This window comes from Ruminococcus sp. Marseille-P328 (assembly GCF_964249465.1).
Classification (GTDB): domain Bacteria; phylum Bacillota; class Clostridia; order Lachnospirales; family Lachnospiraceae; genus Blautia_A; species Blautia_A faecis.
The window spans coordinates 1-26,143 of the sequence record NZ_CAXUBQ010000034.1; the positions used below are offsets into that span (position 1 = coordinate 1).

At 40.3% G+C, this 26,143-nt stretch carries 26 protein-coding genes; 17 read left to right on the forward strand and 9 right to left on the reverse strand.

Going from position 1 to position 26,143, the window contains the following annotated elements; genetic code table 11:
* Positions 1-66 precede the first annotated feature (66 nt).
* From ACESTK_RS18310 to ACESTK_RS18335, 6 genes are all read right to left on the reverse strand, one after another.
* A complete protein-coding gene (locus ACESTK_RS18310) occupies positions 67-546 on the reverse strand; it encodes a hypothetical protein (RefSeq protein WP_373120420.1) in 480 nt (159 codons plus the stop codon).
* Positions 458-889, reverse strand: a complete 432-nt coding sequence (locus ACESTK_RS18315; protein WP_373120421.1) for a hypothetical protein — start codon at positions 887-889, stop codon at positions 458-460. The genes ACESTK_RS18310 and ACESTK_RS18315 overlap by 89 nt, the downstream gene beginning before the upstream one ends.
* Before the next feature lie 230 nt (positions 890-1,119).
* The gene (locus tag ACESTK_RS18320; protein WP_237963662.1) at positions 1,120-1,626 is read right to left on the reverse strand and encodes a transposase; all 507 of its coding nucleotides are present in this window, start codon (positions 1,624-1,626) and stop codon (positions 1,120-1,122) included.
* A gap of 85 nt (positions 1,627-1,711) precedes the next feature.
* Positions 1,712-2,308, reverse strand: coding sequence for a TIR domain-containing protein (locus tag ACESTK_RS18325; RefSeq protein ID WP_226815536.1), 597 nt, complete (start codon positions 2,306-2,308; stop codon positions 1,712-1,714).
* 678 nt (positions 2,309-2,986) lie between these two features.
* Positions 2,987-3,352: a helix-turn-helix domain-containing protein gene (locus ACESTK_RS18330; RefSeq protein WP_226854553.1), complete on the reverse strand. Its 366-nt coding sequence runs from the start codon at positions 3,350-3,352 to the stop codon at positions 2,987-2,989.
* Positions 3,339-4,001 carry a hypothetical protein gene (locus ACESTK_RS18335; protein WP_148462083.1) on the reverse strand — a complete coding sequence of 221 codons (663 nt, stop codon included), beginning with the start codon at positions 3,999-4,001 and terminating at the stop codon, positions 3,339-3,341. Before ACESTK_RS18335 ends, ACESTK_RS18330 begins: the two co-directional genes overlap by 14 nt.
* 276 nt (positions 4,002-4,277) lie before the next feature.
* Between ACESTK_RS18335 and ACESTK_RS18340 the strand changes: the two genes are divergently transcribed.
* The 9 genes from ACESTK_RS18340 to ACESTK_RS18380 all read left to right on the forward strand — a co-directional run bounded on the left by ACESTK_RS18340 (position 4,278) and on the right by ACESTK_RS18380 (position 13,313).
* Entirely contained in the window at positions 4,278-4,970 is a 693-nt protein-coding gene (locus ACESTK_RS18340) for a hypothetical protein (protein ID WP_117854346.1), read from the forward strand.
* A 439-nt stretch (positions 4,971-5,409) separates the two neighbouring features.
* Complete coding sequence (locus tag ACESTK_RS18345; protein WP_173736148.1) at positions 5,410-5,583, forward strand: hypothetical protein; 174 nt, start codon at positions 5,410-5,412, stop codon at positions 5,581-5,583.
* An 86-nt stretch (positions 5,584-5,669) separates the two neighbouring features.
* Positions 5,670-6,122: a hypothetical protein gene (locus ACESTK_RS18350; protein ID WP_233456117.1), complete on the forward strand. Its 453-nt coding sequence runs from the start codon at positions 5,670-5,672 to the stop codon at positions 6,120-6,122.
* A gap of 114 nt (positions 6,123-6,236) precedes the next feature.
* Complete coding sequence (locus ACESTK_RS18355; RefSeq protein WP_173717308.1) at positions 6,237-6,413, forward strand: hypothetical protein; 177 nt, start codon at positions 6,237-6,239, stop codon at positions 6,411-6,413.
* A 100-nt stretch (positions 6,414-6,513) separates the two neighbouring features.
* Positions 6,514-7,806 carry an IS110 family transposase gene (locus ACESTK_RS18360; RefSeq protein ID WP_173717311.1) on the forward strand — a complete coding sequence of 431 codons (1,293 nt, stop codon included), beginning with the start codon at positions 6,514-6,516 and terminating at the stop codon, positions 7,804-7,806.
* A gap of 716 nt (positions 7,807-8,522) precedes the next feature.
* The gene (gene ltrA, locus ACESTK_RS18365) at positions 8,523-9,818 is read left to right on the forward strand and encodes a group II intron reverse transcriptase/maturase (RefSeq protein ID WP_118580340.1); all 1,296 of its coding nucleotides are present in this window, start codon (positions 8,523-8,525) and stop codon (positions 9,816-9,818) included.
* A gap of 345 nt (positions 9,819-10,163) precedes the next feature.
* Complete coding sequence (locus ACESTK_RS18370) at positions 10,164-11,216, forward strand: FecCD family ABC transporter permease (protein WP_373120422.1); 1,053 nt, start codon at positions 10,164-10,166, stop codon at positions 11,214-11,216.
* A 1-nt stretch (position 11,217) separates the two neighbouring features.
* Positions 11,218-12,318, forward strand: coding sequence for an ABC transporter ATP-binding protein (locus tag ACESTK_RS18375; protein ID WP_118580298.1), 1,101 nt, complete (start codon positions 11,218-11,220; stop codon positions 12,316-12,318).
* Between the two features lie 131 nt (positions 12,319-12,449).
* Complete coding sequence (locus tag ACESTK_RS18380) at positions 12,450-13,313, forward strand: YitT family protein (protein WP_148462085.1); 864 nt, start codon at positions 12,450-12,452, stop codon at positions 13,311-13,313.
* Here ACESTK_RS18380 and ACESTK_RS18385 read toward each other — a convergent pair.
* Both ACESTK_RS18385 and ACESTK_RS18390 read right to left on the reverse strand, forming a co-directional pair.
* Positions 13,306-14,064 carry a helix-turn-helix domain-containing protein gene (locus tag ACESTK_RS18385; RefSeq protein ID WP_373120423.1) on the reverse strand — a complete coding sequence of 253 codons (759 nt, stop codon included), beginning with the start codon at positions 14,062-14,064 and terminating at the stop codon, positions 13,306-13,308. The genes ACESTK_RS18380 and ACESTK_RS18385 overlap by 8 nt on opposite strands.
* A complete protein-coding gene (locus tag ACESTK_RS18390) occupies positions 14,051-15,811 on the reverse strand; it encodes a sensor histidine kinase (protein WP_226854552.1) in 1,761 nt (586 codons plus the stop codon). The genes ACESTK_RS18385 and ACESTK_RS18390 overlap by 14 nt, the downstream gene beginning before the upstream one ends.
* A 209-nt stretch (positions 15,812-16,020) precedes the next feature.
* Here ACESTK_RS18390 and ACESTK_RS18395 point away from each other — a divergent pair, with 209 nt between their 5' ends.
* The 5 genes from ACESTK_RS18395 (at position 16,021) to ACESTK_RS18415 (ending at position 22,680) form a co-directional block, all read left to right on the forward strand.
* Complete coding sequence (locus ACESTK_RS18395; protein WP_173717309.1) at positions 16,021-17,268, forward strand: ABC transporter substrate-binding protein; 1,248 nt, start codon at positions 16,021-16,023, stop codon at positions 17,266-17,268.
* A 94-nt stretch (positions 17,269-17,362) separates the two neighbouring features.
* Positions 17,363-18,259, forward strand: coding sequence for a carbohydrate ABC transporter permease (locus ACESTK_RS18400; protein WP_118580286.1), 897 nt, complete (start codon positions 17,363-17,365; stop codon positions 18,257-18,259).
* Positions 18,256-19,089, forward strand: a complete 834-nt coding sequence (locus tag ACESTK_RS18405; RefSeq protein WP_118580283.1) for a carbohydrate ABC transporter permease — start codon at positions 18,256-18,258, stop codon at positions 19,087-19,089. The genes ACESTK_RS18400 and ACESTK_RS18405 overlap by 4 nt, the downstream gene beginning before the upstream one ends.
* A gap of 25 nt (positions 19,090-19,114) precedes the next feature.
* Positions 19,115-21,142 (forward strand): alpha-xylosidase, encoded by a 2,028-nt coding sequence (gene yicI, locus ACESTK_RS18410; protein ID WP_373120426.1) that lies wholly within the window; start codon positions 19,115-19,117, stop codon positions 21,140-21,142.
* 164 nt (positions 21,143-21,306) lie between these two features.
* Complete coding sequence (locus tag ACESTK_RS18415) at positions 21,307-22,680, forward strand: MATE family efflux transporter (protein ID WP_118580280.1); 1,374 nt, start codon at positions 21,307-21,309, stop codon at positions 22,678-22,680.
* 83 nt (positions 22,681-22,763) lie between these two features.
* Here ACESTK_RS18415 and ACESTK_RS18420 read toward each other — a convergent pair whose 3' ends face one another.
* On the reverse strand, positions 22,764-23,162 hold the full coding sequence (locus ACESTK_RS18420) for a hypothetical protein (protein WP_373120427.1): 399 nt from the start codon (positions 23,160-23,162) through the stop codon (positions 22,764-22,766).
* Between the two features lie 7 nt (positions 23,163-23,169).
* Between ACESTK_RS18420 and ACESTK_RS18425 the strand changes: the two genes are divergently transcribed.
* The 3 genes from ACESTK_RS18425 to ltrA (ACESTK_RS18435) all read left to right on the forward strand — a co-directional run bounded on the left by ACESTK_RS18425 (position 23,170) and on the right by ltrA (ACESTK_RS18435) (position 26,128).
* Positions 23,170-23,832: a hypothetical protein gene (locus tag ACESTK_RS18425; protein WP_118580337.1), complete on the forward strand. Its 663-nt coding sequence runs from the start codon at positions 23,170-23,172 to the stop codon at positions 23,830-23,832.
* A gap of 7 nt (positions 23,833-23,839) precedes the next feature.
* On the forward strand, positions 23,840-24,085 hold the full coding sequence (locus ACESTK_RS18430; protein WP_118580277.1) for a hypothetical protein: 246 nt from the start codon (positions 23,840-23,842) through the stop codon (positions 24,083-24,085).
* Positions 24,086-24,838: 753 nt separating this feature from the next.
* Complete coding sequence (gene ltrA, locus ACESTK_RS18435; protein ID WP_373120429.1) at positions 24,839-26,128, forward strand: group II intron reverse transcriptase/maturase; 1,290 nt, start codon at positions 24,839-24,841, stop codon at positions 26,126-26,128.
* Positions 26,129-26,143 lie beyond the last annotated feature (15 nt).

Genomic DNA, 26,143 nt, shown 5'->3' on the forward strand with positions numbered 1-26,143 from the left:
GGCCCTCCTAATGATATTTATTGTATCATAGAAGAACCTTCTAAACATTATTTTACAGAAAAAGTTTCATACTCTCACTTTCCGTTCCGCAATGTCTTTGGAAACGTTGCATTTTTTTGCAACATAGGAAACTGTGTCTGCGAAAGAACGGCCAAGTTCCTGTGAAAGTTCGACGATGCCTTTTACCTCTGAGGTAAATTTTTCACTTGTAACATAATCACGTAAAACTTCTTCCTGACTATATAAGGTTACCATAATATCAATGACCTCCTTTTCGTGATTTTCAAGATATTCTTTTAAAATATTTTTATCCTTACAAATACGAATAGTTTCTGTAATAGCTGTTTGCGTATTATTTTTATACAGGTTTCTTTGTTCATCAATGACCTTGGTAAATAAAACGTATTGGGTAATAATATCGTTGTTTTTACCGGTTATTAGAACCTTTACCTTTGCATCAATTGCAATTGGTTTTCCAGCAAAAAAATTCTTCAGAAAGAGAAATTTCGGTTTTGCTAATTGTTTTGGAACCAGTATATAGAACATATAATTCTGGTTCTGGAAATTCCAATTTCGTCGAAGCGTAAACGCTTTGTTTGGAAGAAATAAAATAATCTTTCCAGGTCTGAGCCAGATACATAATACATCTGACAATAATATTTTCTGTCCAGGTTGACTGTGCTTCTACGAGAATCATTAAGCGGGAACCAACTTTAAATCCAAGATCATTATATGGGTTATTGGCCATTACCTGTTGGAGAGTGACATATTCCAGATCTGATTCCAAGACGGTAGTATCTTCAGGATGCAAAGCCTGGTAAAGTTGCAGCAGATATTCCTTATTTGAAAATAAATCTTCAAAAACACTGGCTTTTACAGTTTGTTTCATATAGTGATCAGATTCCTCATTTGTATGATTTTGAGTATTGGCTGAAAAGTTTATTTCGGCACCTTCTTTCAAGTTAAGTAACTGGATCTTTTTCAAAGTTATATTTTCTAATATTATATTATCATAATGGAAGCGGATTTACAATAAAGCTTAAACTCTAATTATGTCAAAAAATATCGGTCAGTTACTGCTCAGAAGTTAGCTGGACTTGAGAAAAACGAAGGTGCAGACTAATAATTGTCAAAGCCATCAGTTTTCTTATCTGAATATCCCGGACACTCTGTCCAATTATTCGCTGGTTCTTCCAGCCGCATCAAAACAAACATGCTCATGCATTGACAGAGATAATCGATACTTTCGAAACTCCTGAATGTTACAGCCTGCGCCTGTTTCCGCTTATAGCTTCTTAGACGCCTTTCGGCTTCATTATTAGTGGCAGGTACACGGGAATCATGCAGGAACATCAGATTGTTCTGCATATATTTCTCCATTCTCAGAAATAAGTTATACCCATCCCTGTAATACTTGTTTGCTGGAACGTTTCCATATTCCGTTCTGACTGTTTCCAGTACCTCCCGGTACCTTTTTTCTAATTCAGAGATCTTTACCGGCTCTGGTTCCAGAAATGGCTGGCATCCGTTGCAGAAATGAATCATATCCTGTAACAGCGAACGCATCTCTTTGTTCCAAGTGCGGTCAAGCTCATTATCTATACTGTCCTTTAGGTAACGCAGCACATGGGCAAGACATTCCTGGTGATCCGCTCCATAATTATAAACGGTAATATCATGGCCATGGACAAATTCCTTCTTTTGAGAGGTTTTAAATACATAGCTTTAGTTCTTTTGCTAAAGGAATTTTCCAGCTGCCATTACTATCTAATTGAATATAAACAATGCCAGAAATATCATTTGGTAATTCAATATCACCTTTGACTAATGCACACACATTATTTCTACCTAATTTACCAATTAAGTAACCATGTTCAAATACAACATTTTGTCTTGCCCTGGCCTTTTTTTCTTTCTTCTTCCCTTTTACATATCCCAAGTCGCAAGGGGTATATAAAACAATTCCAAATTCTACATCTGAGTATTTTTCAATTTTCTCTATAACTGTCATTCCACTGTTTACTTGTTCGTGCAAAATTATAGGCTCAAGTCCAATTTTTTCTATGAAGCGGGCAACTTCAAGCTTTACTTCATTATCGTGCCCATGAACAATAAAAATTTTTTTCTTTTTACTTGGAACAACAATATTATTAGAAACATTATCAGGAATACAAATTGTGCCATTATTGGTGCTACTAGATTCAATAATCAAGTTTTGAACGTTTATCGTTTTTTCATTTATAAACGTTTCAGGGGGGATTTCAATGCCAATTGATATGGTGTTCTGAATAGTTATGTTATTATCCATTTTCGTGTCCTTTCTGGGACGCATACACAGCGGTCGTTATGATTGGACACCCATTGGCTTAGATTTTTAGTCTGGATAAGAAAAAAACACACAGACAAGGGGTGTCTACACAATCCGCTCATCAGACTTGCTGTTATCATGTAATTTACTGTCTAAGTGCTGAATTGTTATAAACTTCCACTGTCGTATGCATCCGACTTTGAGATATTATTAGTCTTCAAGGCAGGGCATGTTATAATGCATCTTTTAGAGAGTGTGTGGCATTGTGATATCTCATGTCCTTGTTCCCTTGAGGCAAGCTTATAATAATTCAAAATTATGTGCCTTAACAGGACATGGCATGGTAATTAAATTTTCATTCTTTACCTGCTTTTTTCGGGTATTTCATCGCTTAACAAGCTCCAAAATAATAAAAAACAGACATACCGTGAAGTAGTTATCTGTTTACCTAGGACACGGCATGTCCGATTTTTCAAAAATATTTTCAGTTTTTCTTAATATGATTTTGCTTTTGGGGTGATTTCTTTCTCTTTGTTAAGCTTGTGCATAGTATGGTTACTTATATATTTTCAGTTTAAATCACAGTACCTCAAGATATCGTAAGGATACAGAAAGTGAATATTTGTCTCTTGGAAGATAATACCATGAATGGCACAACCACTGACTATAGGTAATTACTTACGCAGTTTTTAGCCCAACAGTTTTTCTAAAAACATTCATCATTGATTTCAGCATTTCTGTGTCCATTCCAGCTAAACTGCTTACATAAGAAATAGTCTCTGCTGGCATCAAATCTTCCAACGTACATTTGTAAACCTTACAGAAGCTAATAAGCTGTGTTAATGAACACATGACTTCTCCATTTTCATAACGCTGAATTTTTCTTGGATCGCAGTCAAAGATTTCAGCGACATCTTCTTGGGTTAGCGGGGTGTTAGCCCTCGCATTTTTTAGATTAGCACCGATTTCTTTTTTGAAATATGTACTATCATTCTGGGCGTTAAGTAGTTCACGGTATCTTTTCAGCTCATCATCCGATAACACTCACAACACCCCCGGACTCCAGACTGCTAAAAATAGCAGTAGAAGTCGGAGGAGTAGGAAGTGAAAGAAGCATCGAATCAGTTACACTGCCCGTATTACTTCTCCCTACATTTGTATTTCTGTTCAACCATGCAGCTCGTATCATCTCACTGACACGTTTTATTTTCAATTTTCTTAATTCACGCAGTTCTTTTCTGCGCTGCAGTAGTCTTTCGTATTCGTGGTAGAGTTCCTCTATGTTCAAATCATATTGAAAATAATCATAGAATAAACCAAATTGTGTTGAACGTTTTACTGTAACAGGCATACCGAATATAGTAGTATCAACAAAATCTGCCGTAACTACTATTGTTTTTTCGTAATCTGTCGTTGGAATGTAGGTAACAGAAATATTGCGCTCATTGTAATCTTGTAAAAAATTGCAGAAACATATACTGGTGAAAATACCAGAGAATAGTTTCGACATGTTTATTTTGGGCTCTTTTATATACCGACTAGCCCGTACATTTCCAGTAGCTAATATTGTAAAATTACGCAACTTTTTCTCATTCTTCTTTTCTTCTTCACGAATGATTGATTTGCTGATGGCATCAACAATCTTGGTCGAATCTAATTCTATTTGTATGCCATCCGGTTTTTTTATACTCACTGAAATAATAATCACCTCTTTTTTGAATATTCCGTTTATCCTCTACTTATAAACACCTCCTATTTTTGAATTTAAGGCCTTTAAAATTAGGTCATGCGAAGGAATAATTCGGTGTATTTATTATAACAGAAAATCTAAGCATACTAAAGAGGAAAGAGAATACACAATTTTATTTTAGGAAATATATCCATGGTTTAAAAATGGATTGCTGAAATAAGTTGGAAGATATATAATATTAGTAGAGTAAAAATTGTGAGATAACAGGAATTAGAAAATATGAAAAATCAACCGCTGAAACCATGGATAAAAGGAAATGAAAGTATAACACCAAATAATTTTTTTTCAAATGCATTGCCCAATTTAGAATATGGAGCTTGGATTTCTTTGGATATTGCAGTGGAATTGTATAAAGCGAATACTATAGATACGGGTTATTTAAAAAAGTCTTGGAATGAACATCATGAATATATAGAGCAAGTCTGTTTATTAACAGGTATCGATGAAGAAAACGGATATGATTTAGATAGGGAAGAAAAGTGGTGGGTGTTACAAGAAATAGGTGAACCTCCATTTGGCTGCTATAATATTTATTTTATTACTATTTATAATGAACATGAAGAAAAACTGGTATATATAGGAAAGACGGATTCTAAAAAAAGTCGATTTTCTAATGGTCATTTGGCAGCATTAAAATTACATAATCCCATTTATAATGGTTACAATAAGCGAGTATATTTTGGAACGGTTATGTTTCTAAGTGATGACAAGGAATATGTGCCACTTGAATTTATTTCGCCTTATAGTAGAGCTGAAAGGTATTTGAGCGAAATGGAAGCATATTTAATTGAAAGATTAAATCCGGAATTAAACAAAAAAAAGGAGCCATTGCATTTGTTAGAAAATCTGTCAAGTGTGCTGATTCAAAATTTTAGTGAAGAGAATGCGTTTATGAAGGATTTCTTTGTCTGATAGAATTGCTCTGAACATGAAAGGCTATTCACAAATAAGTTGCAAAGCAACTGAGTATGTACTGACTTCACCGAAGTTTACTTTGCAGTGCTTGAAATATTAGTAAAATCAAGGATATCTTATGCTGATATATAAAATGAGCATTGCGTAAATGGTATAGTTTATCGTATTTTTGCGCAAAATGAAAAATAAATCTATTCGGCAATGTTGATATAAGTTTAGCATTGGCTTTGTTGTGATTATATTTATATGGCGCAGTAAACTTTTGTGATAAAATTGAAATCTCAATAGTGTCTTATAATAATTTCTTTTTCTATTGAAAAAATCTTAAATAAATCCCAATTTTTTTTATTTTTTTACACATTTCGACAATTTTTTCCATTATTTATAATAGGAGAGTATAGTACCACTCTATAATTCAGAAACGGAGGAAGCGAAAATGTGGCATTTTTGGCTCTTTTTCTTGGCCTTGCTGGCAGTGGTTATTGTACTAATGTATTGCTGCCTTGTTAGAGCTGAAAAAATGGACGATGAGATGGATGAGGCATTTAGAAAACTAAATGAAAAAAGAAAGGATGAGACAAAGCTGTGGCAAGGGGAAGATCAGGAGTAATTTCAAAGGAGTATAAGGGGGAAGATAATACCGCATATCATGATGTAATAAAGTTATTTAAGATATACCGGGTGGTAAACTGGCAAATGCAAATTAAAATCAGCCAGGTAAAAAGAAGATTCCATATGGAGTATGGCACAGATGTGGATGAATTCTTAGACACCATTTATCAGGCTGGAATGGATGTGGAAAGAGATTTAGCATCCGAGAAAGAACGGGTAGAGGCAATCAGCCGATCAAACCAGTATCTACGTTTAATTGATGAAGCAGTCGATCTTATGCGAAGGTATCATCCGCAAGGCGAGCGATACTATTGGGTGCTCTATTACAGCTATCTATCCTCAACAAAACTGGAAAATGTAGAAGAAATATTAGATAAATTGGAGCCTCATTTTCCGCAATATACCAGAATCCATAGAACTACATACTTCCGTTGGAGAGAACAGGCTTTTGAAGCTGTTGGAAGCATATTATGGGGCTATGAAGGGGAAAGCGAGCGCATATTAAAACTGATATGCAAAGATTATGAAGAAAAATAACTATTTCAGAAATCCTATTGACACAGATTTTCCAAAATCACTATAGTGAAATTGCAGAGACGCATACAAGGCGTATAGTAATTTTACATTTGGTTTTGAAGGGAGAAAAAACAAATGATTATTTCAGTTGGTACCGGTAATAAGCAGATGAAAACAGAAAACTGTGAATTCAATTCTGGAGTAGAAATTTTAGATACACTGCCAGGGGAATTGGAAGAAGTGATTGAGTATGAAGGAAAATATTATAGGACAACTAATAGAAGAATTTCGTATATGGAGCTTCCTGTATAATAAAAAACGTGGATGTTGAAAATTAAAAATACCTCAGAGTACAATAAGACTACTGACTGGCAGGTTAGTAAAAATCTTATTATACAGAGAGGTATTTACAATGAAGTCTAACACACAGAACGCAAAAATTGAAGCTATTACAGAAAAAACTTTGGTGCTCGGAATTGATGTCGGAAGTGAAACGCACTATGCCAGAGCTTTTGATTACAGAGGAATCGAGTATTCGAAGAAGCCATTTAAGTTTAGCAACACAGAGGCTGGATTTGTGACATTTAAGGAATGGATCCTGGACCTCAAAGAAAGACATGAGAAGGATAAGGTGGTTCCAGGTATGGAACCGACCGGACACTACTGGTTCAATCTTGGAAAGTTTCTACAGGATAATGAAATGAAACCGGTTCTTGTAAATCCTCACCATGTGAAAAAATCAAAAGAACTCGACGACAATAATCCAACTAAAAATGACCGTAAGGATCCGAAAGTTATAGCAGGATTAGTTAGAGAGGGACGTTACATGATCCCATACCTTCCGGATGGTGTTTACGCTGATCTTAGAACAGTATCAAACATAAGATTCCAGTTACAAGCGGAACTTACAAGAATTCAAAACAGGATCAGTCGTTGGTTCAATATATATTTTCCTGAATATAAGACGGTATACGGAAAGCCGGATGCCAAGAGCGGAATACTCATCCTTAAAGCAGCACCACTCCCTGAAGATATCCTGACGTTAGGTATCAATGGAGTGAACCAGATCTGGCGTGATGCGAAGTTAAGAGCAGTTGGAAAAGCGAGGGCGAAGACCCTGATAGAAGCTGCAAAGCACAGTGTCGGAAGCAAAGAAGGAGCAGTAGCTGCAAGAATGGAAATCCGAATGCTTCTGGAGGACTATGAATCCAGAAACATACGTCTTCAGGAAGTTATGACTCTGATTGAAGGGTTGATAAAACAGATTCCGATGGCTGAAAAGCTGTTGGAGATCAAAGGTGTGGGAATCAGGACAGTGTCAGGGTTCCTTGCAGAAGTAGGTGATATTAGCCGCTTTAATAATCCGAAGGAACTGCAGAAGCTTGCAGGATTGGCATTGGTTGAAAATAGTTCGGGAAAGCACAAGGGCGAGACAACAATAAGCAGACGAGGTCGAAAGAGACTCAGATACCTGCTCTTTGAGGTTGCAATGTCGCTTGTAGCGAAGAACCCGGAGTTCAGGGAACTCCATAATTATTATACAACCAGGAGGCTGAATCCCTTGAAAAAAATGCAGTCACTTATGGCGATTGCAGCCAAGCTGATACGAGTCTTTTATGTCATGCTGACTAAAGGTGTGAATTATGATCCGAAAAAGATGGTAAATGACATCAAGAGACCAGCAGTTTATCTACAGACTGCGTAAGAAAGACAAGTAACTATAGTGGAGGCTGTCACGTGGGCAGCCACTGAATCAAGCAGAATGTAACAGATAACGTCCACTGAACACAGTGCTGGAACAGGAAGCAAGTCAGTAATCAGAAAAACAAAGAATGAGCCAGTAGTCGGCAGGAATTTTTACCATAGGGCATGACCCTGTAATGGAGCATAGCTGACACCCTGGTTATGGGCAGGCAGGACGAAGGGTACGCCCAGAAGGGCATACAGATTAATGAGTGGAAATCTCATCCAGTAAGGTGTAGCCGCACCACTGGTAGCGAGTTTTGGGGATACAGAGGTAACGATGTATTCTAAGTGTAAACAGTTAGGAAATAGGGCTGAAAGTGATTGAGCTCCGAAATCTACGTAACCCGTAGGTCGACGTTTTCTTTCGGGCGGAAGACAATACGTATGTTTCTGTTTGGGTTAGGAAGCATATGCTACGGCGGAGTCTGAGAGCCAGCCATGTTTTACAATGTCTGTATGTTACCTGGGGAGAACCTATACTTTCCTGTGTTAACAGGTATGACGTACGAATGAGAAAAGGAAATCAAATGGAGTATAGGTAGTCGGATGGCCGAATAGTACTAATGAAGGTGGGTAATGCCACTGGAGGGAAGTCGAGAACGGATAACATATATCCAGCCACACGACATCATATCAAAAGGGAAACATTATCTACACTCAGAGGTAGGACAAATAATGACAACAAAACTTGAGAGAATCTCAGAATTATCAAAACAACATCCAGAAATGAAATTTAATTCTATTGGGCATTTGATTAACATTGAGATGCTTAAAGAATGCCACTACAAAATGGATGGCAGAAAAGCGGTCGGGATTGATGGCATTTCAAAAGAAGAATATAACTCAAATCTTGATAACAATCTAAAACAGCTAGTGGAGAAGCTTAAGAATAAAAGTTATCGACCTAAACCAGCACGTAAAGTGGAAATACCAAAAGAGAATGGTAAAACCAGACCTCTTAGTATCTATTCATATGAAGATAAACTGGTTCAGGAAGCACTTAGGAAAGTTTTGGAATCGGTCTTTGAGCCCCATTTCTACAGCAATATGTGCGGCTTCAGACCAAACCGCAACTGCCATGGAGCTATAAGAAAACTAAATGACATGATTGAAGGACATAAGACGAATTATATACTGGATGCCGATATAAAAGGCTTCTTTGATAATTTGAATCATGACTGGATAATGAAATTTATTTCATCACGAATTACAGATAACAGTGTGCTCCGACTGGTAGAAAAGATGCTCAAAGCAGGTATTCTTAAGAATGGAGAATTTTATGTTAACGAATTCGGTGCCGGACAGGGAAGCGTATGTTCACCAATAATTGCGAACATATATATGCATTATGTTCTTGTATGGTGGTTTAATGAGAAAATAAGACCACTGCTAAAAGGATATGCAGACATAGTTGTCTATGCGGATGATTTTGTGTGCTGCTTTCAATATAAGAATGACGCAGAACTCTTTTATGAACATCTTAAGAGAAGGATGAATCACTTCGGACTGTCCTTAGAGGAATCAAAGACTCGATTAATTTATTTTGGTCGATTCGCTGCTGATAACCTTAAAAGACAGGGGAACAAACCAGAAACATTTGACTTCCTAGGATTCACTCATTATTGTTCCAAAAGCCGAAACGGTAATTTCAGAGTAAAACATAAAACTGCCAATAAGAAATATCGGAAGAAATGTAAACAGATGAATATCACTATACGCGACATGAGATTTGAAAAGAAGAAATATATTCTTGCAAAAGTAAATCAGATTTTAATCGGGTATTACCATTATTATGGAATAAGTGATAACTATCAAATGATGGATAACTTCCGTAAGAGAGTTATTCAGATTCTTTATTTTTGGATGAATAGGCGTAGTCAGAGGAAAAGTTATACATGGGATGGATTCAATCAGTTTTTGAAGGAGCATCCTATAGTAAGACCACGTATTTATGTGAGCCTATATGGATAATCTGAGGCATAAGTGTCGTGAAGAGCCGTATGCCTGAATTGGGCACGTACGGATCTGTGGGGGATATACCTAGTAATAGGTGTTTCTACCCGACAAGTTAGGACCTCTGGAGACAGAGATGATCCTGGTGGATATAGGAGGTTAGCTGCCATAGAGGGAAGGGTATACACAAGGCCAGTAAAGCGAAAATCAATGACGTTTTATTTCGTATACCATTCAACCGCTATTTCAGTACCTGATACATCGAAATGCTCATAGCTGTGGCTTATTCACTGAGATATGAAAGGTTGAAAAACCTTGAATTTTCAATAAAAAACACTTGATTATATGAGGAGTATAATTAGAATGAACAGACAATCCGATGGAACCAGTTTCCACATGGAGAACTTTAAGAGAAGATCTCGCTATACATTGGTTTTTGTTCTGTTGATCCTGGCGTTTGGCCTGATCACAGTTTTGAATATCAATACAGGAAATGTTCATATTTCCCTGTCTGAGATCGTAAATATCCTTTTGAAAAAAGCCACTGACACCAAGGAATACAGCATCATCTGGAAGATCCGTCTTCCCAGGATCCTGATGGCAGCCATCCTTGGAGGTGCATTATCTTTATCTGGTTTTCTTCTTCAGACCTTTTTTGAAAATCCCATTGCAGGACCTTTTGTTCTGGGAATTTCCTCCGGTGCCAAAATGGTAGTTGCACTTACTATGATCTACTATCTTGAAATCGCCCAGAATGTAACCTCTTATACTTTGATCATCGCTGCCTTTATAGGTTCCTTGATTTCCATTGGATTTATTCTTTTGAATTCCAAAAGGATCAAGCACATGGCTACCCTTCTGGTTGCCGGAATCATGATCGGATATATCTGTTCCGCAGTTACAGACTTCGTGGTAACCTTTGCAGATGACTCAAATATTGTAAATCTTCATGGATGGTCACAGGGAAGCTTCTCTGGTATGAGCTGGAGTAATGTTTACATTTCCTGTGCAGTTATAGGTGTCACCCTGCTCCTTACGTTCCTGTTGTCAAAGCCCATTGGAGCTTATCAGCTGGGAGAAGCTTATGCGCAGAGCATGGGTGTGAATATTAAGTTTTTCCGTGTTGCATTAATCCTGCTTTCCAGCATTTTGTCTGCAACAGTAACTGCTTTTGCAGGACCTGTTTCCTTTGTTGGAATTGCAGTTCCATTTCTAATGAAAAGAAGCTTTGGTACATCCAGACCGCTGATCATCATTCCGGGAACCTTCCTGGGAGGTGCTGTTTTCTGTATGATGTGTGACCTGATCGCCAGAATGGCGTTCGCGCCTCTGGAGCTGAACATCAGCACCGTTACCTCCATCTTTGGAGCACCAGTAGTTATATTCATGATGTTGCGAAAGAAGAGAGGAAATTAAAATGGACAATTATTATTTTCATATGGACAACCTTTCTGTTGGTTACAATCGAAAGGCACTGATCCACGATATCTGTATTGGAATAAAAAAGGGAGAGATCGTAACTCTCATTGGTCCTAACGGTTCCGGAAAATCTACTATTTTAAAAAGTATTACAAGACAGCTGCAGATCATTGGCGGAAAGGTCTATTTTGACAACCAGAATCTGTTGTCCTTTACCTTTCGGGATCTGTCTACCCGTATGGCTGTAGTTCTTACTGAGAGAATGAAGCCGGAGCTGATGACCTGCCATGACATTGTAGCAACCGGCCGTTATCCTTATACAGGAAGGCTTGGCATTCTTACAAGGGAAGATGAAGAAAAGGTAGAAGAAGCTATGAAGGCGGTACATGCAGAAGCTCTTGGCAGCCGTGATTTTAACAACATCAGTGATGGACAGCGCCAGAGGGTGCTTCTTGCACGCGCGATCTGCCAGGAACCAGATATTATTATTCTGGATGAGCCTACTTCATTCCTGGATATTAAACATAAGCTGGATCTTTTATCTATTCTTCGGGATATGGCGAAGAAAAAGCAGATAACTGTTATCATGTCTCTTCATGAAATTGACCTTGCACAGAAGATTGCGGATAAGATCATCTGTGTAAAGGGAGATACCATTTCCCATTTTGGAAAACCTGAGGAAATTTTCGAGGAAAATATGATCCGGGAGCTTTATGAAATCAACAACGGCTTTTTTGATCCGCTGTTTGGGAGCATTGAACTTCCAAAGCCGGAAGGTGAAGCGAAAACTTTTGTGATCTGTGGAAACGGCACTGGTATTCCCGTATTCCGGCAGCTTCAGAAGGTGCATACTCCTTTTATTGCAGGTGTTCTATACACCAATGATGTGGATTACCGCCTGGCAAGACTGCTGGCCGATCAGGTGATCACAGAGAAACCCTTTATGGAAATCAGTGGGGAAACCTTCCAGAAAGCTTTAAAAGCCATGGAAAGCTGTGACAGGGTTATCTGTACAAGCGTACCTGTTGGAAGCTGCAATAAGCGGCTGGGAGAGCTTATCGAGGCAGCAAAGAAAAGCAGAAAAGTGCAGTTTGTATAAAGAAAAAACTCTATATCAAAAGCAGTGAGGGATTTTAAGCTCATTATATAAAAAATAGAAAAAAACGCTCTATACAGAACACATGTTTTGCGCTATACTAATTTTACTGAAGGGAGGAGATAAAATAACTTATGAAAAAGAAGATTTTTACAAAAGATAACCTGATTTTCTTTTTAATTCTGAATCTGGGATTAATTTTTACAGCAGTTGGAATTTCCATTTTCAAAACGCCAAACCACTTCGCATTTGGCGGTACATCCGGTTTGTCCATTATCCTGTCTACCCTGTTTCCGAAGTGGAATGTAGGCGCATTCATGTGGATCGTCAACGCAGCGCTGGTTGTACTCGGATTTTTCTTTCTGGGAATCCGTTCTATGGGCTGGACTATTTATTCCTCCTTTGCCCTGTCTTTTTATGTAAGTGCCTGTGAAGTGATCTATCCGCTTAGTTTCCCGCTGACACATGATGTATTCCTGGAGCTGTGCTTTGCGGTTATCCTGCCAGCAGTAGGAGCGGCCATGGTATTTAACGTAGGCGCTTCCACTGGTGGTACCGATATTGTAGCCATGATCCTGCACAAATATACCAGTCTGGAGATTGGACGCGCCCTTCTGGTCAGCGATCTTGGAATCGTACTGATCGCCGCTTACCTTTACGGTGCACAGACCGGACTTTACTGTATCCTGGGAATGATCTTGAAATGTACCGTTGTAGACAGTGCCATTGAAAGCCTGAACCTGCGAAAAGTCTGTACCATTATCAGCAAGTACCCAGATCAGGTGGAAGACTTTATTATCAACGATCTTCACCGTTCTGCAACTGAGCAAAATGCCTTCGGTGTTTATACCAAACAGGAGCAGAAGGTACTGATGACTGTTCTCACCAGAAGCGAGACCAACCGCCTTCGCATTCATTTAAGACAGATTGATCCCCACGCTTTCATTACCATTGTAAACAGCAGTGAGATCATTGGAAAGGGCTTTCGGTCTATTTAGTATTTCTGCTCACGAAACACTTATTTCTGCAATCTGTGGGCGTAATTCCAAAGAAATTCCGAAATGCCTTACTGAAATAGTTATTATCGGAATATCCAACCCGGGCAGCAACTTCCTGGATCTTAATAGAAGGATTCTCCAGCAGTTCTTTCGCCCGGGTCATTCTGACCATAAGGAGGTATTCCTGAATGGTCATCTCATAATGCTGGCGAAAAAGGCGTGTGAGATACTCCTGGGTAAAGAAGTACTTCTTCGCATAACTGCTGACCTTAAGGGGCTGTGGATAGTTCTGGTCAATGTCCTGCCGGATCCTGGCAACAACTTCATCAGGGGAAAGCTTTGGCGCTTCTTTTTCTAAACAGGTACCAGTATTTCCCAATGTCTGGACTGCTTTATCAATGGCAGCATTCAATTCTTCCCGTGCAATTGGTTTTAACAGATAATCAATGGCACCACATTTCAAAGCTGCCTTTGCGTAATCAAAATAATCATACCCACTGATTACAATAAAACAGGTATCCCTAAATTCATGGGAAGCCTTTTCCAGAAATTCCATGCCATTCATAACCGGCATCTGCATATCTACAAAAACAATCTGGGGCTTTATTTCCCGCATGGTTTTTAAAGCTGCAGCACCGTTGGTTTCCTGATAAAGCTCTGTAATATGATAATCTGGCCAGTGACCAAGCCTGCTTATTGCAATTCTAGCAGGTGCCTCATCGTCAATAATCAGTACTTTATACATTTTCATTTCCCCTCTTTCTGATCGGAAGTTCCATTTTTACTTCTGTAAACTGATCGCCCTGCGATTCCAGAAACAGACCAGCTTCTCCCTGATAAAGTATTTTCAAACGGCTTGCAAGATTGGGAAGTCCGATGGAATTGCCAGTATCTGCTGATTTTCCGGAAAAAATATCATTCAGTTCTTTCACTTTTTCTGGGAGAATTCCCTTTCCATCATCATATACACTGATGAGCAGCCGGTTATTTTCCATACATACCCGGATGATAATGTGAAGAACAGCTCCGTCCTCCGGCATTCCGTGTATAATGGCATTTTCCACCAGCATTTGAATACTGATTTTTGGAATCACAGCCAGATTTACCTTTGGATTAATTTTCTTCGTCACTTCCAGACGCCCGCCTAGTCTTGTTTTCTGTAGAAGAATATACCGGTCTACATAATCAAGTTCCTCCTGCAGGCTGACGAGCTCTCCACCTTTAATGGTATAACGAAGATTTGCAGACAAAGACACAATCATATCATAAATTTCCTGGCAGTCTGCAAGCAATGCTTCTGTAGCAATCGCCTGAAGAGTGTTATAGAGAAAATGGGGATTCAGCTGGGCCTCCAACGCCTGGAGCCTGGAATTTTTCTCATTGATGCTGGAAATATAGTTGGTCTCGATCAATTCATTAATGTGGGCTGCCATGTCGTTATAGCTTTCTGTTAATGCACAGGTTTCCTTACAGCCTCCGCCAAAAGCTGTGGGAGAAAAGTCTCCTTCACCCATTTTTCCCATCTGGTAAGACAGCCTCTTCAATGGAATTGTGATCATCCGGATCATGAGTGTAACAATAATGATCAGACAGATAGTGATCACTGCAATCTGCATTACCAGAGGAAGCAAAAAGTCTCTTGCCCGGTCGTCCCAGGCGCTTTTAGGAAGCAGGGAAAGCAGGACAATACCCGTCTCTTCACTGGTCCTGCGAAGTGCAAGATAAGAAATTCCACCGATATTTACATTTTCAACATCTGAATGAAGCCCAAAAAGCTGCTTCTTTTCTTTTTCTTCCTGATTTCGGATATCCTCAGAACTGGAATATAAAAGTTCACCATCTGAATTATACAGGCATAAGATCTGCCCATAATCCTGATGGTTTTTCATAAGCAGCCGCAGCTGTGTAGTATCTACATCCACATAAGACAAACTAACTGGTTCCCGGTTTCTCAGGCGGATCAGGTAGTGATAATACCGGAAAAACACATCTTCTGAATCCGGGGGCGCCAGATATTCATATTTGTCATTGCTTCCACAGGCAATATAAGGTCTGGATATTTCAGTATCTTTTACAGGGGTCGATAAAATATGCTGTCCCCCAACCCCTGCATTCCGCTCAAAACATAAATCCTGATTCATTGCTGTAATGGAATAAGAACGGATATCTGTTCTGCTATGATAGGAAGACTGGATTTCCTGTTTTATGTCACTGATCTCAGAAGAGGAAAGAGGTTTTCTCTTCAGCAGGGAATTATAGACAGATACATTCAGGCAGGGCTGTACGCAAAAGATCCGCAGACCCTGAATATATTGATCCAGATTTGCCACATCCATCTCCAGAATAGTCTGTGTGGAAGAAGTATATTCCTCTGCAAAAGACCTTGCCTGACCAGAATAACCACTATATAAAATAATTCCAAATGCAAGAACGATCACAGACAGGATCACAACTGTCAGCTGCGTCTGCATGGATAAATTTTCTATTTTCTTTTTCATACATAAAGCTCCTTTTTATTATGGCAATATTATACAACTTGTTGTATTCATTCACAATAGAACAGGTTATAGATATCAAACTTTTACCATAAACAGTTTGATTTTTTCTATTTATTTGTAATATTGCATAGTGTATGATTAGATTATCAAAAACAAAGCAGGCTGCCGTGGGCGAAACGGGCAGCAGCAAAAAGAAGGAGGATATGCATATGCATAAGAAACAAATCGCTTTATTAATGGCCGGTTTAATGACAGTCAGTTCTCTTACAATGGGTTCTGTAACCGTAATGGCAGACGATGATCCGGTAGAGCTTTATTTCATGTTTAATGGTCCGGAATACACAGACGCTTACCATGATCTGATCGATCATTATACAGAAGAACATCCAAATGTATCCATTGAGCTGGAAGTCCTTCAGAATGATTACCAGACTGTACTCCGTTCCAGATTAAATTCCGGTGAGGTTCCGGACCTGTTTCTTTCCAGTGCATACAGCGACAATACTTTATATGCAGATTATATTTATAACCTGGATGACGAAGAGTTTATGAAGAACTTTTCCGAGACAACCCTTACATCTGTAACAGAAGATGGCCATATTACAGGAATGCCATTCCTGGTTCAGTCCCATGGCTTTATCTATAACAAAGCATTATTTGAGCAGGCTGGAATCACAGAACTTCCAACTACCTTAGACGAGCTTCGCACCGTTTGTGAGAAATTGACAGATGCAGGTATTCAGCCATTCAGCTCCGGATTTGGTGAGTGGTGGATCCTTCCACAGACCGTTTATCCGTCCATGAGTGATGCCTATGACGGCGATTATGACAAGCTCTTTGAAGATGTGAAAAACGGAGATCTGAAATTCGGCGAGCTTCCGCAGGTTGATTTTGCACTTGATCTTCTGGATCTGATCAAGGAGTACAGCGGTGACAAGCCAATGGAGTCCACCAATGATCTTCAGTGCTCCGATTTTGCAACAGGAAAAGTTGCCATGATCCACAATGGCTCCTGGGACGAGGCAAGTATCCGCGCCATTGCCCCTGATATTGATATGGGTTATGTTTATATGCCCCGCATGGACGAAAAAGCAGTTCTCGCAGTTGAGTCCAACCTTACCTTCCGTGTAGCAAAAGATTCCGAAAATCTTGATACGGTTCTTGATTTCCTGAACTACATGTGTACTTCTGATTATGGAAGAAGCTGGGTTCCATCAGTTATCGGCGATATCTCCCCACTTACCGGAGCAGATGCACCTGATACACAGCTTGCAGCAGAAACAGCAGCTGCACAGGATAATTCCGTAACATGTCCATGGTGGATCTTTAAAGGACCAGAAGGTGTAGAAGAGCCATTTGGTACCGCATTCCAGAACTATGTTGCAGGAAATGCAGACCGCGACGAGACAAAAGAGGTTCTTACCCAGTTATTTGTTGATGCTTACGATGCAATGTAATTTATTATAAAATGATCGCGTGAATAAAAACGAAAACAGGGCGGCTGACAATTTCGGCAGCCCTGTTTTTCCGAAAAGGACAGGAGGTTTCTTTATGCAGGCAAACAGCCAGAAACGAAGGGCCAGAAAAACAGCATTGGAATTCGCAGGATATGTAGCCCCTGCAGTTTTCTTCATCACGCTGTTTGTAGGAATTCCTTTCGTTATGTGTATTTATTATTCCTTCCGTAAATGGAACGGTATTGGAAAAACATCGGAATTTATCGGACTCGAAAATTATATCCGGCTTTTTACCAATGATCCAGCCTTTGTCAGTGCGCTGAAATATACCTTTATCTATGCCATTGGAACAGTACTGATCGTAAATGTACTTGCCATTTTTTTTGCCGCACTTCTGGAATCCAAGATCAAAGGCAGAGGATTTTTCAGAGCCGCTTTTTATATTCCCAATATCATAAGCCTTGTTATCATTGGATTTATCTGGAAATTTATCTGTACCAGAGTATTTGAAGCACTTATGTCCATAACCGGATGGGGAATTTTCGGTCTTAGCTGGCTGGGAGACTCCCAACTGGCTGTGTTCTCCACCATCATTGTTTCTGTTTGGCAGAGCCTTGGCTTTTATATCCTGATCTACGTTGCAGGTATGCAGGGAGTACCAACGGAACTAAATGAATCCGCAGACCTGGATGGGGCAGGAGCAGTCCGCAGATTTTTCTCAATTACTATCCCGCTGATCATGCCGTCCATTTCCTTCTGCATGTTCCATTCTGTTGCCAATTCCTTAAAAATGTTTGAATTGATCTTCAGCTTGACAGGCGGCGGTCCGGGAACATCTACTACGTCAATTGCACTTGATATTTACAACACTGCATTTAACAACAGCCGCTATGGATATGGAAGCGCCAAAAGTGTAATTCTTTTTATCATCGTTCTGGTGATCTCCGTAATTCAGGTTAATTTCTTTAAAGGCAAGGAGGTAGAGGCATGAGTAAAAAAAGCAAAGCACTTCACGGTGTGATACAGTTATTCCTGATCCTTTTTCTGCTTTTATATCTTTCCCCTCTTTTCCTGGTGGGAATCAATGCCTTTAAAAGCTATCAGGAAATCATGACAGATGTTATGAGCCTTCCATCTGCTTTTACTCTTGACAATATAAAAAATGTATTTCATGATATGAAATATCCAGCTACTTTTTTGAATACACTCATCGCCACAGTAATAGGAACTCTCGGCATTATCGTGATCGCTTCCATGGGAGGCTATAAAATGGCACGTGTGAAAACACGCTACAGCCGTTTCTGTTTCCTGTTCTGCATTGCGCCTATGATGATCCCGTTCCAGTCCTTTATGCTTACTCTGGTAAATGTAGCCACCACTTTACATATCAATGGGAAAATATGGGGACTTGCCATTATTTACTGGGGGCTTGGTGCCCCAATGAGTATTTTCCTGTATCAGGGCTTTGCCAAGGGCATTCCCCTGGAACTGGAAGAGAGCGCACTTATTGACGGCTGCAACCAGTTTCAGCTTTTTACCCGTATTATTTTTCCAATGCTGAAATCCTGTACTGCGACGGTTACGATCATCAATGTAATGTGGATCTGGAATGACTTTCTTCTTCCCCTTCTTATGCTGGGCGGAAGAAAGAGCAGCAAAACCCTGCAGCTTGCAGCCTACAGCTTTATGGGACAGTACAAAATGGAATGGCAGAACATTATGTCTGCTGCGATCCTGATCATTATCCCAGCGCTGATCCTGTATCTGATTTTCCAGAAATCTATTATCAAGGGTGTTGTAGCTGGAGCCGTAAAAGGCTGACCGATTTTCAAAGGAGGAATGGAAGATGAAGTTTACCAATGGCTTCTGGCTTGTGAGAGATGAATTTCAGGCTGATTATGTAAGAGACATTTATGAGGTAGAAGAGCGGGAAAACGAACTCCTGGCTTTTGCCCCCTATAAACAAATCCAGGGACGCGGGGATACCTTAAACATTGGAATGATGACCTATACCTTCACCGCACCAGCAAAGGACATTTTGGGAATCCACATGGTAAATCACGCTGGAAATTACGTAAAAAGCCCATCATTTGAATTGTATGGTGATTTAGATAAAAGTCCGGAACGTAAATGTGAGAAAGCTTCCGGCAAAGAAAAATGGACGTTAAAGTCAGGAAAGCTTTCCCTGGAATTTGAAACTGGTTCCCCTAAAATGAAGTTTTATGGAGATGGAAGGGAGCTTACCTGTATCAAGAGCAAAACTACGGGAATGATGCATCACAAACAAGGCATGAACTATCTGGTCTCCGGACTTAATTTAGGTGTTGGCGAGCTGGTTTATGGCCTTGGGGAACGGTTTACCCCTATGGTAAAAAATGGCCAGACCGTGGATATCTGGAATGAGGATGGCGGTACAGCCAGTGAAATTTCCTATAAGAATATTCCGTTCTATTATACGACCAAAGGCTATGGCGTCTTTGTCAATCATCCGGGACGTGTCAGCTTCGAGGTAGGTAGTGAGAAGGTGGAAACCGTACAGTTTTCTGTAGAAGATGAGGAACTGGAATACTTTGTTATTTATGGTCCTACCCCTTTGGAAATTATAGAAAAATACACAGCCCTTACCGGAAGACCGGCATTGCCGCCTAAGTGGTCCTTTGGCTTATGGCTTACCACATCCTTTACCACCAACTACGACGAGGCTACGGTAAACAGCTTTATTGATGGATTTGAACAGCGCCATATTCCTCTTTCTGTTTTCCATTTTGACTGTTTCTGGATGAAAGGCTTCGAATGGTGCAACTTCACCTGGGATAAAGATATGTTCCCGGATCCGGCAGGTATGCTGGAACGTTTTCATAAGCGAGGCTTAAAAATCTGTGTTTGGATCAATCCCTATATTGCACAGAAGTCGCCTCTGTTTGGAGAAGCCATGGAAAAGGGCTATCTTCTGATGAAAGACAATGGAAGAGTTTGGCAGTGGGATATGTGGCAGGCTGGTATGGGACTGGTAGACTTTACCAATCCAGATGCATGCAGCTGGTACCAGAGTAAGCTGAAAGCACTTCTGGATGTGGGAGTGGATTGTTTCAAAACAGATTTCGGAGAACGTGTTCCTACCAATGTAAAATGGTTCGACGGCTCTGATCCGGAAAAAATGCATAATTATTACACGTATCTTTATAACCAGTGCGTATTTGAGCTTCTGAAAAAAGAAAAAGGAGAAAGCGAAGCTGTTCTTTTTGCACGAAGTGCAGCACCAGGCGGACAAAAATTTCCAGTACACTGGGGCGGAGATTCAACCAGCCAGTATATTTCCATGGCCGAAACCTTAAGGGGCGGGCTTTCCCTTATGGACAGCGGCTTTGGCTTCTGGAGCCACGATATTGGCGGCTTCGAGGATGATGGCTCAGCTGATCTGTACAAAAGGTGGGTGGCTTTCGGACTTTTATCTTCCCACAGTCGTTTACACGGATCCAGTTCTTATCGTGTTCCATGGAATTATGATGAAGAGGCCTGTGAGGTTCTGAAATACTTTACCGAGCTGAAATGGAAGCTTATGCCTTATATTTACAGCCTTGCACAGACTGCCCATGAAAAAGGGCTTCCCGTAATGCGTCCAATGCACATGCAATACCCAAAAGACAGAAACTGCGCATATCTGGATCAGCAATATATGTTGGGAGACCGCATTCTGGTTGCACCTGTATTTTCCTCAGATGGAAAACAGGATTTTTATCTTCCAGAAGGAAACTGGGTACATCTTCTTACCAAAGAACCTGCACAGGGAAACCAGTGGCATACCGGAACCTTTGATTACTTCAGTCTGCCATTGTATGTAAGAGAAGGAGATCCTTTACTAAAAGTTATTTAATAGAAAGATTTTACAGGCACTGTCTGGCATGTTTGTCCCAGACAGTGCCTTTTTAATGTCAAAATATTGTTATTTTCTGTCAGAAAAGGGATAGCTTTTGGGACAGAAAAACAGTATAATACCAAATAGTTTATTTAAATATAGGTATTTACTAAGGAGGGAAAATGAAAAGAATACTTTCAATTGGAAAAGATGATTTTTATCCGCAGATTTTCCGGTTGGCGGTTCCAATTATTATACAGAATCTGCTCAGTGCGGCTGTGAATTCAGCGGATGTGATCATGTTGAATTACGTGGGGCAGTCCGCTATTTCGGCGGTATCCCTGGCAGCCAATTATTCCAATATTTTATTTATGGTGTATTATGGCATCGGTACCGGAGCCTCTCTTTTGTGCTCCCAATATGCCGGTAAAAAGGATTTTCAGGCGATTCATGTAGTAGAGGGAATCGCACTTCGTTTCTCTGTGTTGATTTCCCTGTTGGTTGCCCTGGTTGCATTTACTGCGCCTCAGATGATGCTGAGGCTATTTACCAATGATCCTGAGCTGATCACCATTGGTTCCTCCTATATCCGCATTATGGGCGTTACCTATATCTGCTGGGGAATCTCGGAGATCTATCTGGCAGTTCTTCGAAGTATTGGAAGAGTAACCATCAGTATGGCGCTGAATATGCTGGCATTTATTCTGAATATATTCCTAAATGCAGTTTTTATCTTCGGCCTGTTCGGTGCTCCGAAGCTTGGTGCAACCGGCGTTGCAATCGCCACCGCTGCATCAAGACTGATCCAGCTGATTGGCTGTGTGGTTGTATCTTCCTTTAGTAAAAATGTGAAGCTGAATCTGGCATATATGTTCCTTCGCAGTAAAGTATTGTTTCAGGACTTTATCCGTTTGTCACTTCCGGCACTTGGAAACGACCTGTCCTGGAGCGTTGCTTTTTCCATGTATTCTGTAATCCTGGGACACCTTGGCACTGACGCGGTGGCCGCTAATTCCCTGGTTACTGTGGTGCGGAACATTGGCTCTGTATTCTGTTTTGCCATTGCAAGTGCGGGAACCATTCTTCTTGGGCAGATCATGGGAAAAGGAGACCTGGAAAAATCCAGACGATACGCTTCCAGAATGCTGAAGCTGACTGTGATCACCGGTGCACTTGGAGGGCTGATCGTCCTTGCCATCACTCCTTTTGTGATGAAATTTGCTTCCCTGAATGACACCGCTATGCATTATCTGAAATACATGCTTCTCATTAACACCTACTATATTATGGGATCCGCAGTAAATACTGCGCTGATTGCAGGTGTCTTTCGGGCAGGGGGCGATACGAAATTTGGCTTAATCTGTGACACGGTAGATATGTGGGTATATGCGGTGCCGCTAGGTTTCTTCGCTGCCTTTGTACTGAAGCTTCCAGTGTTGTGGGTTTACTTTCTGCTTTGTACAGACGAATTCGTGAAATGGCCCTGGGTTTTCCATCATTACCGAAAGGGAGAGTGGGCGAAAAATATTACCCGGGAAGATATTTTTGAACAATAGGATCTGATGAAAAATGGACACAGACTGCAATGTCTTTATTACTGAACCTCCAGTAATGGCATTGTGATCTGTGTCCATTTTGGTTAGATTTCTACCAGAATTCTCTTTTCCTTATCATACTTACAATATTTCCCCTTTCCGGAAATAAATGGCTGATAGGTATTGGTACGAGTATCTTTCACATATACAATTCCGGTAGCGATCATTTCTACCAGTGAGAATCGTTTGCTCAGGCTGGAAATCCAGGCATATGTCTTATTGCTGTCTGAGTCAGCTGCCACCAGAGAGTAGCCTTCTTCACATGGTTTCAGTGAGAAGTAAATTTTCTCAGGCTTAGAAGTCTCTTTAAACACCTGGCTTGCTATGTAAGAAGAGAAATTCTTCTCCACAAACTGCTGGAAAGAATACAAGGTGTAAACTTCCCCGCTGACTTCGTCTGTGATCCGGTCCCCGCGCTGCAGACGGGCCTTGATCAGTGACAAGGTCTCAATGGTCCAGTTGATAAAAGGCGAGCTTGCCCTGTCGGATCCTACATTTCTGGAACGTTTATTGGGAAAAATGGGTCTGGTGCTTTATACTTTTGCAAATGGATGGGATGAGTCGCCAGTATCACCCCAGGGATATGAAGCACCTGTTAAATCTATTGGCAATAGTACCACGACTCCCAGGGACTTGGAAAATAATCTGGATGTGCAGATTGTATTGATGGCGTTAGCAGAAAGTGTTGCAGCCAGGCTTCGAAAACATGGGTTTAAATGCAAGGTAGTATCCATCAGTATCCGGGATAATGGGTTATATTCTTTTTCCCGGCAGAAAAAGCTGGAGCGTCCTACGGACATTACAAATGAGATTATGAAGGCTGCAAACGAGCTCTTTCAGGAACATTATAACTGGCAGCATCCGATCAGAAGCCTGGGCGTTCGTGCAGAAAGTCTGGTATTATCCGATATTCCTATACAGCTTGACTTATTTGTGAGCGAGGAACAACGAGAAAAACAGGAGAAAATGGATCAGGCGGTGGATGAAATCCGTAGACGGTTTGGCTATTTCAGTGTGCAAAAAGCTTTTATGTATCAGGATAAAGCTCTTGCAAGTCTGGATGCACAAAGTTCCCACACGGTTCATCCGATAGGGTATTTTAATGGGAGGTAATTAGTAAATGGAAAATGCAAAAGTATATGTGGATGTCCTTGTCAATTTTGACAAAGATGGAACTATGAGCCCGGTGGACTTTATCTGGGAAGACGGGGAAAAATATCATGTGGACCGTATTCTTGCAAGGGAGCGCTGTGCTAGTCGAAAAGCTGGTGGAACCGGAATTTGTTACACCATAATGGTGAATGGAAAAGAGAGCCATTTATACTATGAATTTGATAAATGGTTTATGGAGAGACGATGTTCCTGATACGTGAAGCTGGAGACTGTCAGAGAAAATGAAAATACAATATATAGAAATATATAATTGACACGCACTATATATTGTGCTATTCTATAATCGAATTATCGTTTATGCATAGCACTCTATGCAGGAAAATTTAGTTCTGGTGCGAATCAGAAGCAATCATTTGAGACAATAGATCTGGAAAATATAGAAAGACATCAAAAACCTGGAATGGATTTTTGGTGTCTTTTTTTGTTGCGTGTGTCCAGCAAAGCTGGACTACACTTGCCGGTGTAAGTCCGGTCACGGTAATCGCCAGTGAGCCGTGTAGTTAAACTCGGTGCGTTGTAGTAATACAGGGTGCTAAGCGAGTGGATAAAGTAACCTTGAAAAAGGTGCGAGCAATCATGCAGACCGTAACATAAAGTGAATTCTGCCGTATCGTTAAAAAGGTCTCGAAAGAGAGAAAAGGGAAGTTGAGCCTTGGCAAAATAGGCGAAAACCATGGAACGTGTGGAGAAACTGGAAAACAGCACGGAAGAATCCCTCGGTATAGAGGAAACGGTATGTATGAAAAGTGTAGTTCGGAACTGGAGAGACCCTACCCATCACCAAATGGTAAAGAGAAAGCGTATAAGCTTGGCGAAATCGTATTTCTGATGGAAGGGAGTCGGAGGGGAACATAGTACCGATAATGACTGTGCAAGAAAACGCAGTTTATGGGAAGGTTCCCTACTTCATTCATGTTTGTAGAGAGGGTAAGAGTGAGAGAATGTCATGCAGACTAATAACTCCAAAGAAAAAGTTCGACAACTTCAAAACAAACTATATCTGACAGCCAAGAAGTGTGACAGCCGAAGATTTCATGCACTTTACGATAAGGTATATCGAGATGATGTACTCTTTGAGGCATGGAAACGGGTAAAAGCTAACAAAGGTTCCAGTGGTGTGGATGGTGTCAAAATCGAGGATGTTGAAGCGATGGGAATTGAAAAATACCTATCAGAAATCAAATCAGAACTGATGAATGGAAAGTATAAACCATCTCCGGTAAAGCGAGTTATGATACCAAAACCAGACGGAAGTGAAAGACCTCTTGGAATACCAACGGTCAAGGACAGAATTGTGCAAATGGCTACAAAGATAGCAATAGAGCCAGTATTCGAAGCTGACTTTAGAGAATGTTCCTATGGATTCCGACCGAAAAGAAGTGCGAAACAAGCACTGGAAGTAGTAAGGAAAGCGTGTAACAACAAGGGCTATTATGTAGTAGACGCAGACATTGAAAAGTTCTTTGACAATGTAAACCAAGGAAAGTTGATGAAACTGGTAGAGCAGAGAATATCAGACCGTAGGATATTGAAGCTGATAAAACAATGGTTAGTATCAGGAGTATTATACGGAAATGTACTGACAATCTCTGAACTGGGAACCAGCCAAGGTTCAGTCATATCTCCGTTACTGGCAAACATTTACCTAAACACACTGGACAGACTGTGGGAAAAGTATGGACATACTCACGGTATTCTTGTAAGGTACGCAGATGATACGGTAATCATTTGCAAGAATAAGAAAAGTGCAAATCACGCACTGAATTTATTGCAGTATATCATGGTAAAACTGGATTTAAAGCTACATCCAGTGAAAACAAAGATAGTCAGCATGTGGGACGGAAAAGAGGGATTTGATTTTCTCGGAATGCACCACAGAAGAATGACAACGGAAACACGCAAAGGACAACTGTACAAGGAAACGTATCAGTACCCAAGCAGAAAAGCCATGAAGAATATGAAAGCCGAAGTCAAGAGGAATGTAAACAGACGAAGTCTGCTAGTTGCAAAGGAAGAGGATTTAATAAAGAATCTGAATCCGAAAATCACAGGATGGAAGAATTATTATTCCACCAAGAGAAACGAAAAGTGGATGCAGGCTCTAGACTGGTACATTATTTGCACTTTTACAAGATGGTATAACAAGAAACACCAGAGACGTAATCGTATGTCAAAGGTGGGATTTGTAAGAAATAGCATTTACGAAAAAGGATTAAAGAAAATGGCTAGAGCATGACGTAATGCTGTAGAA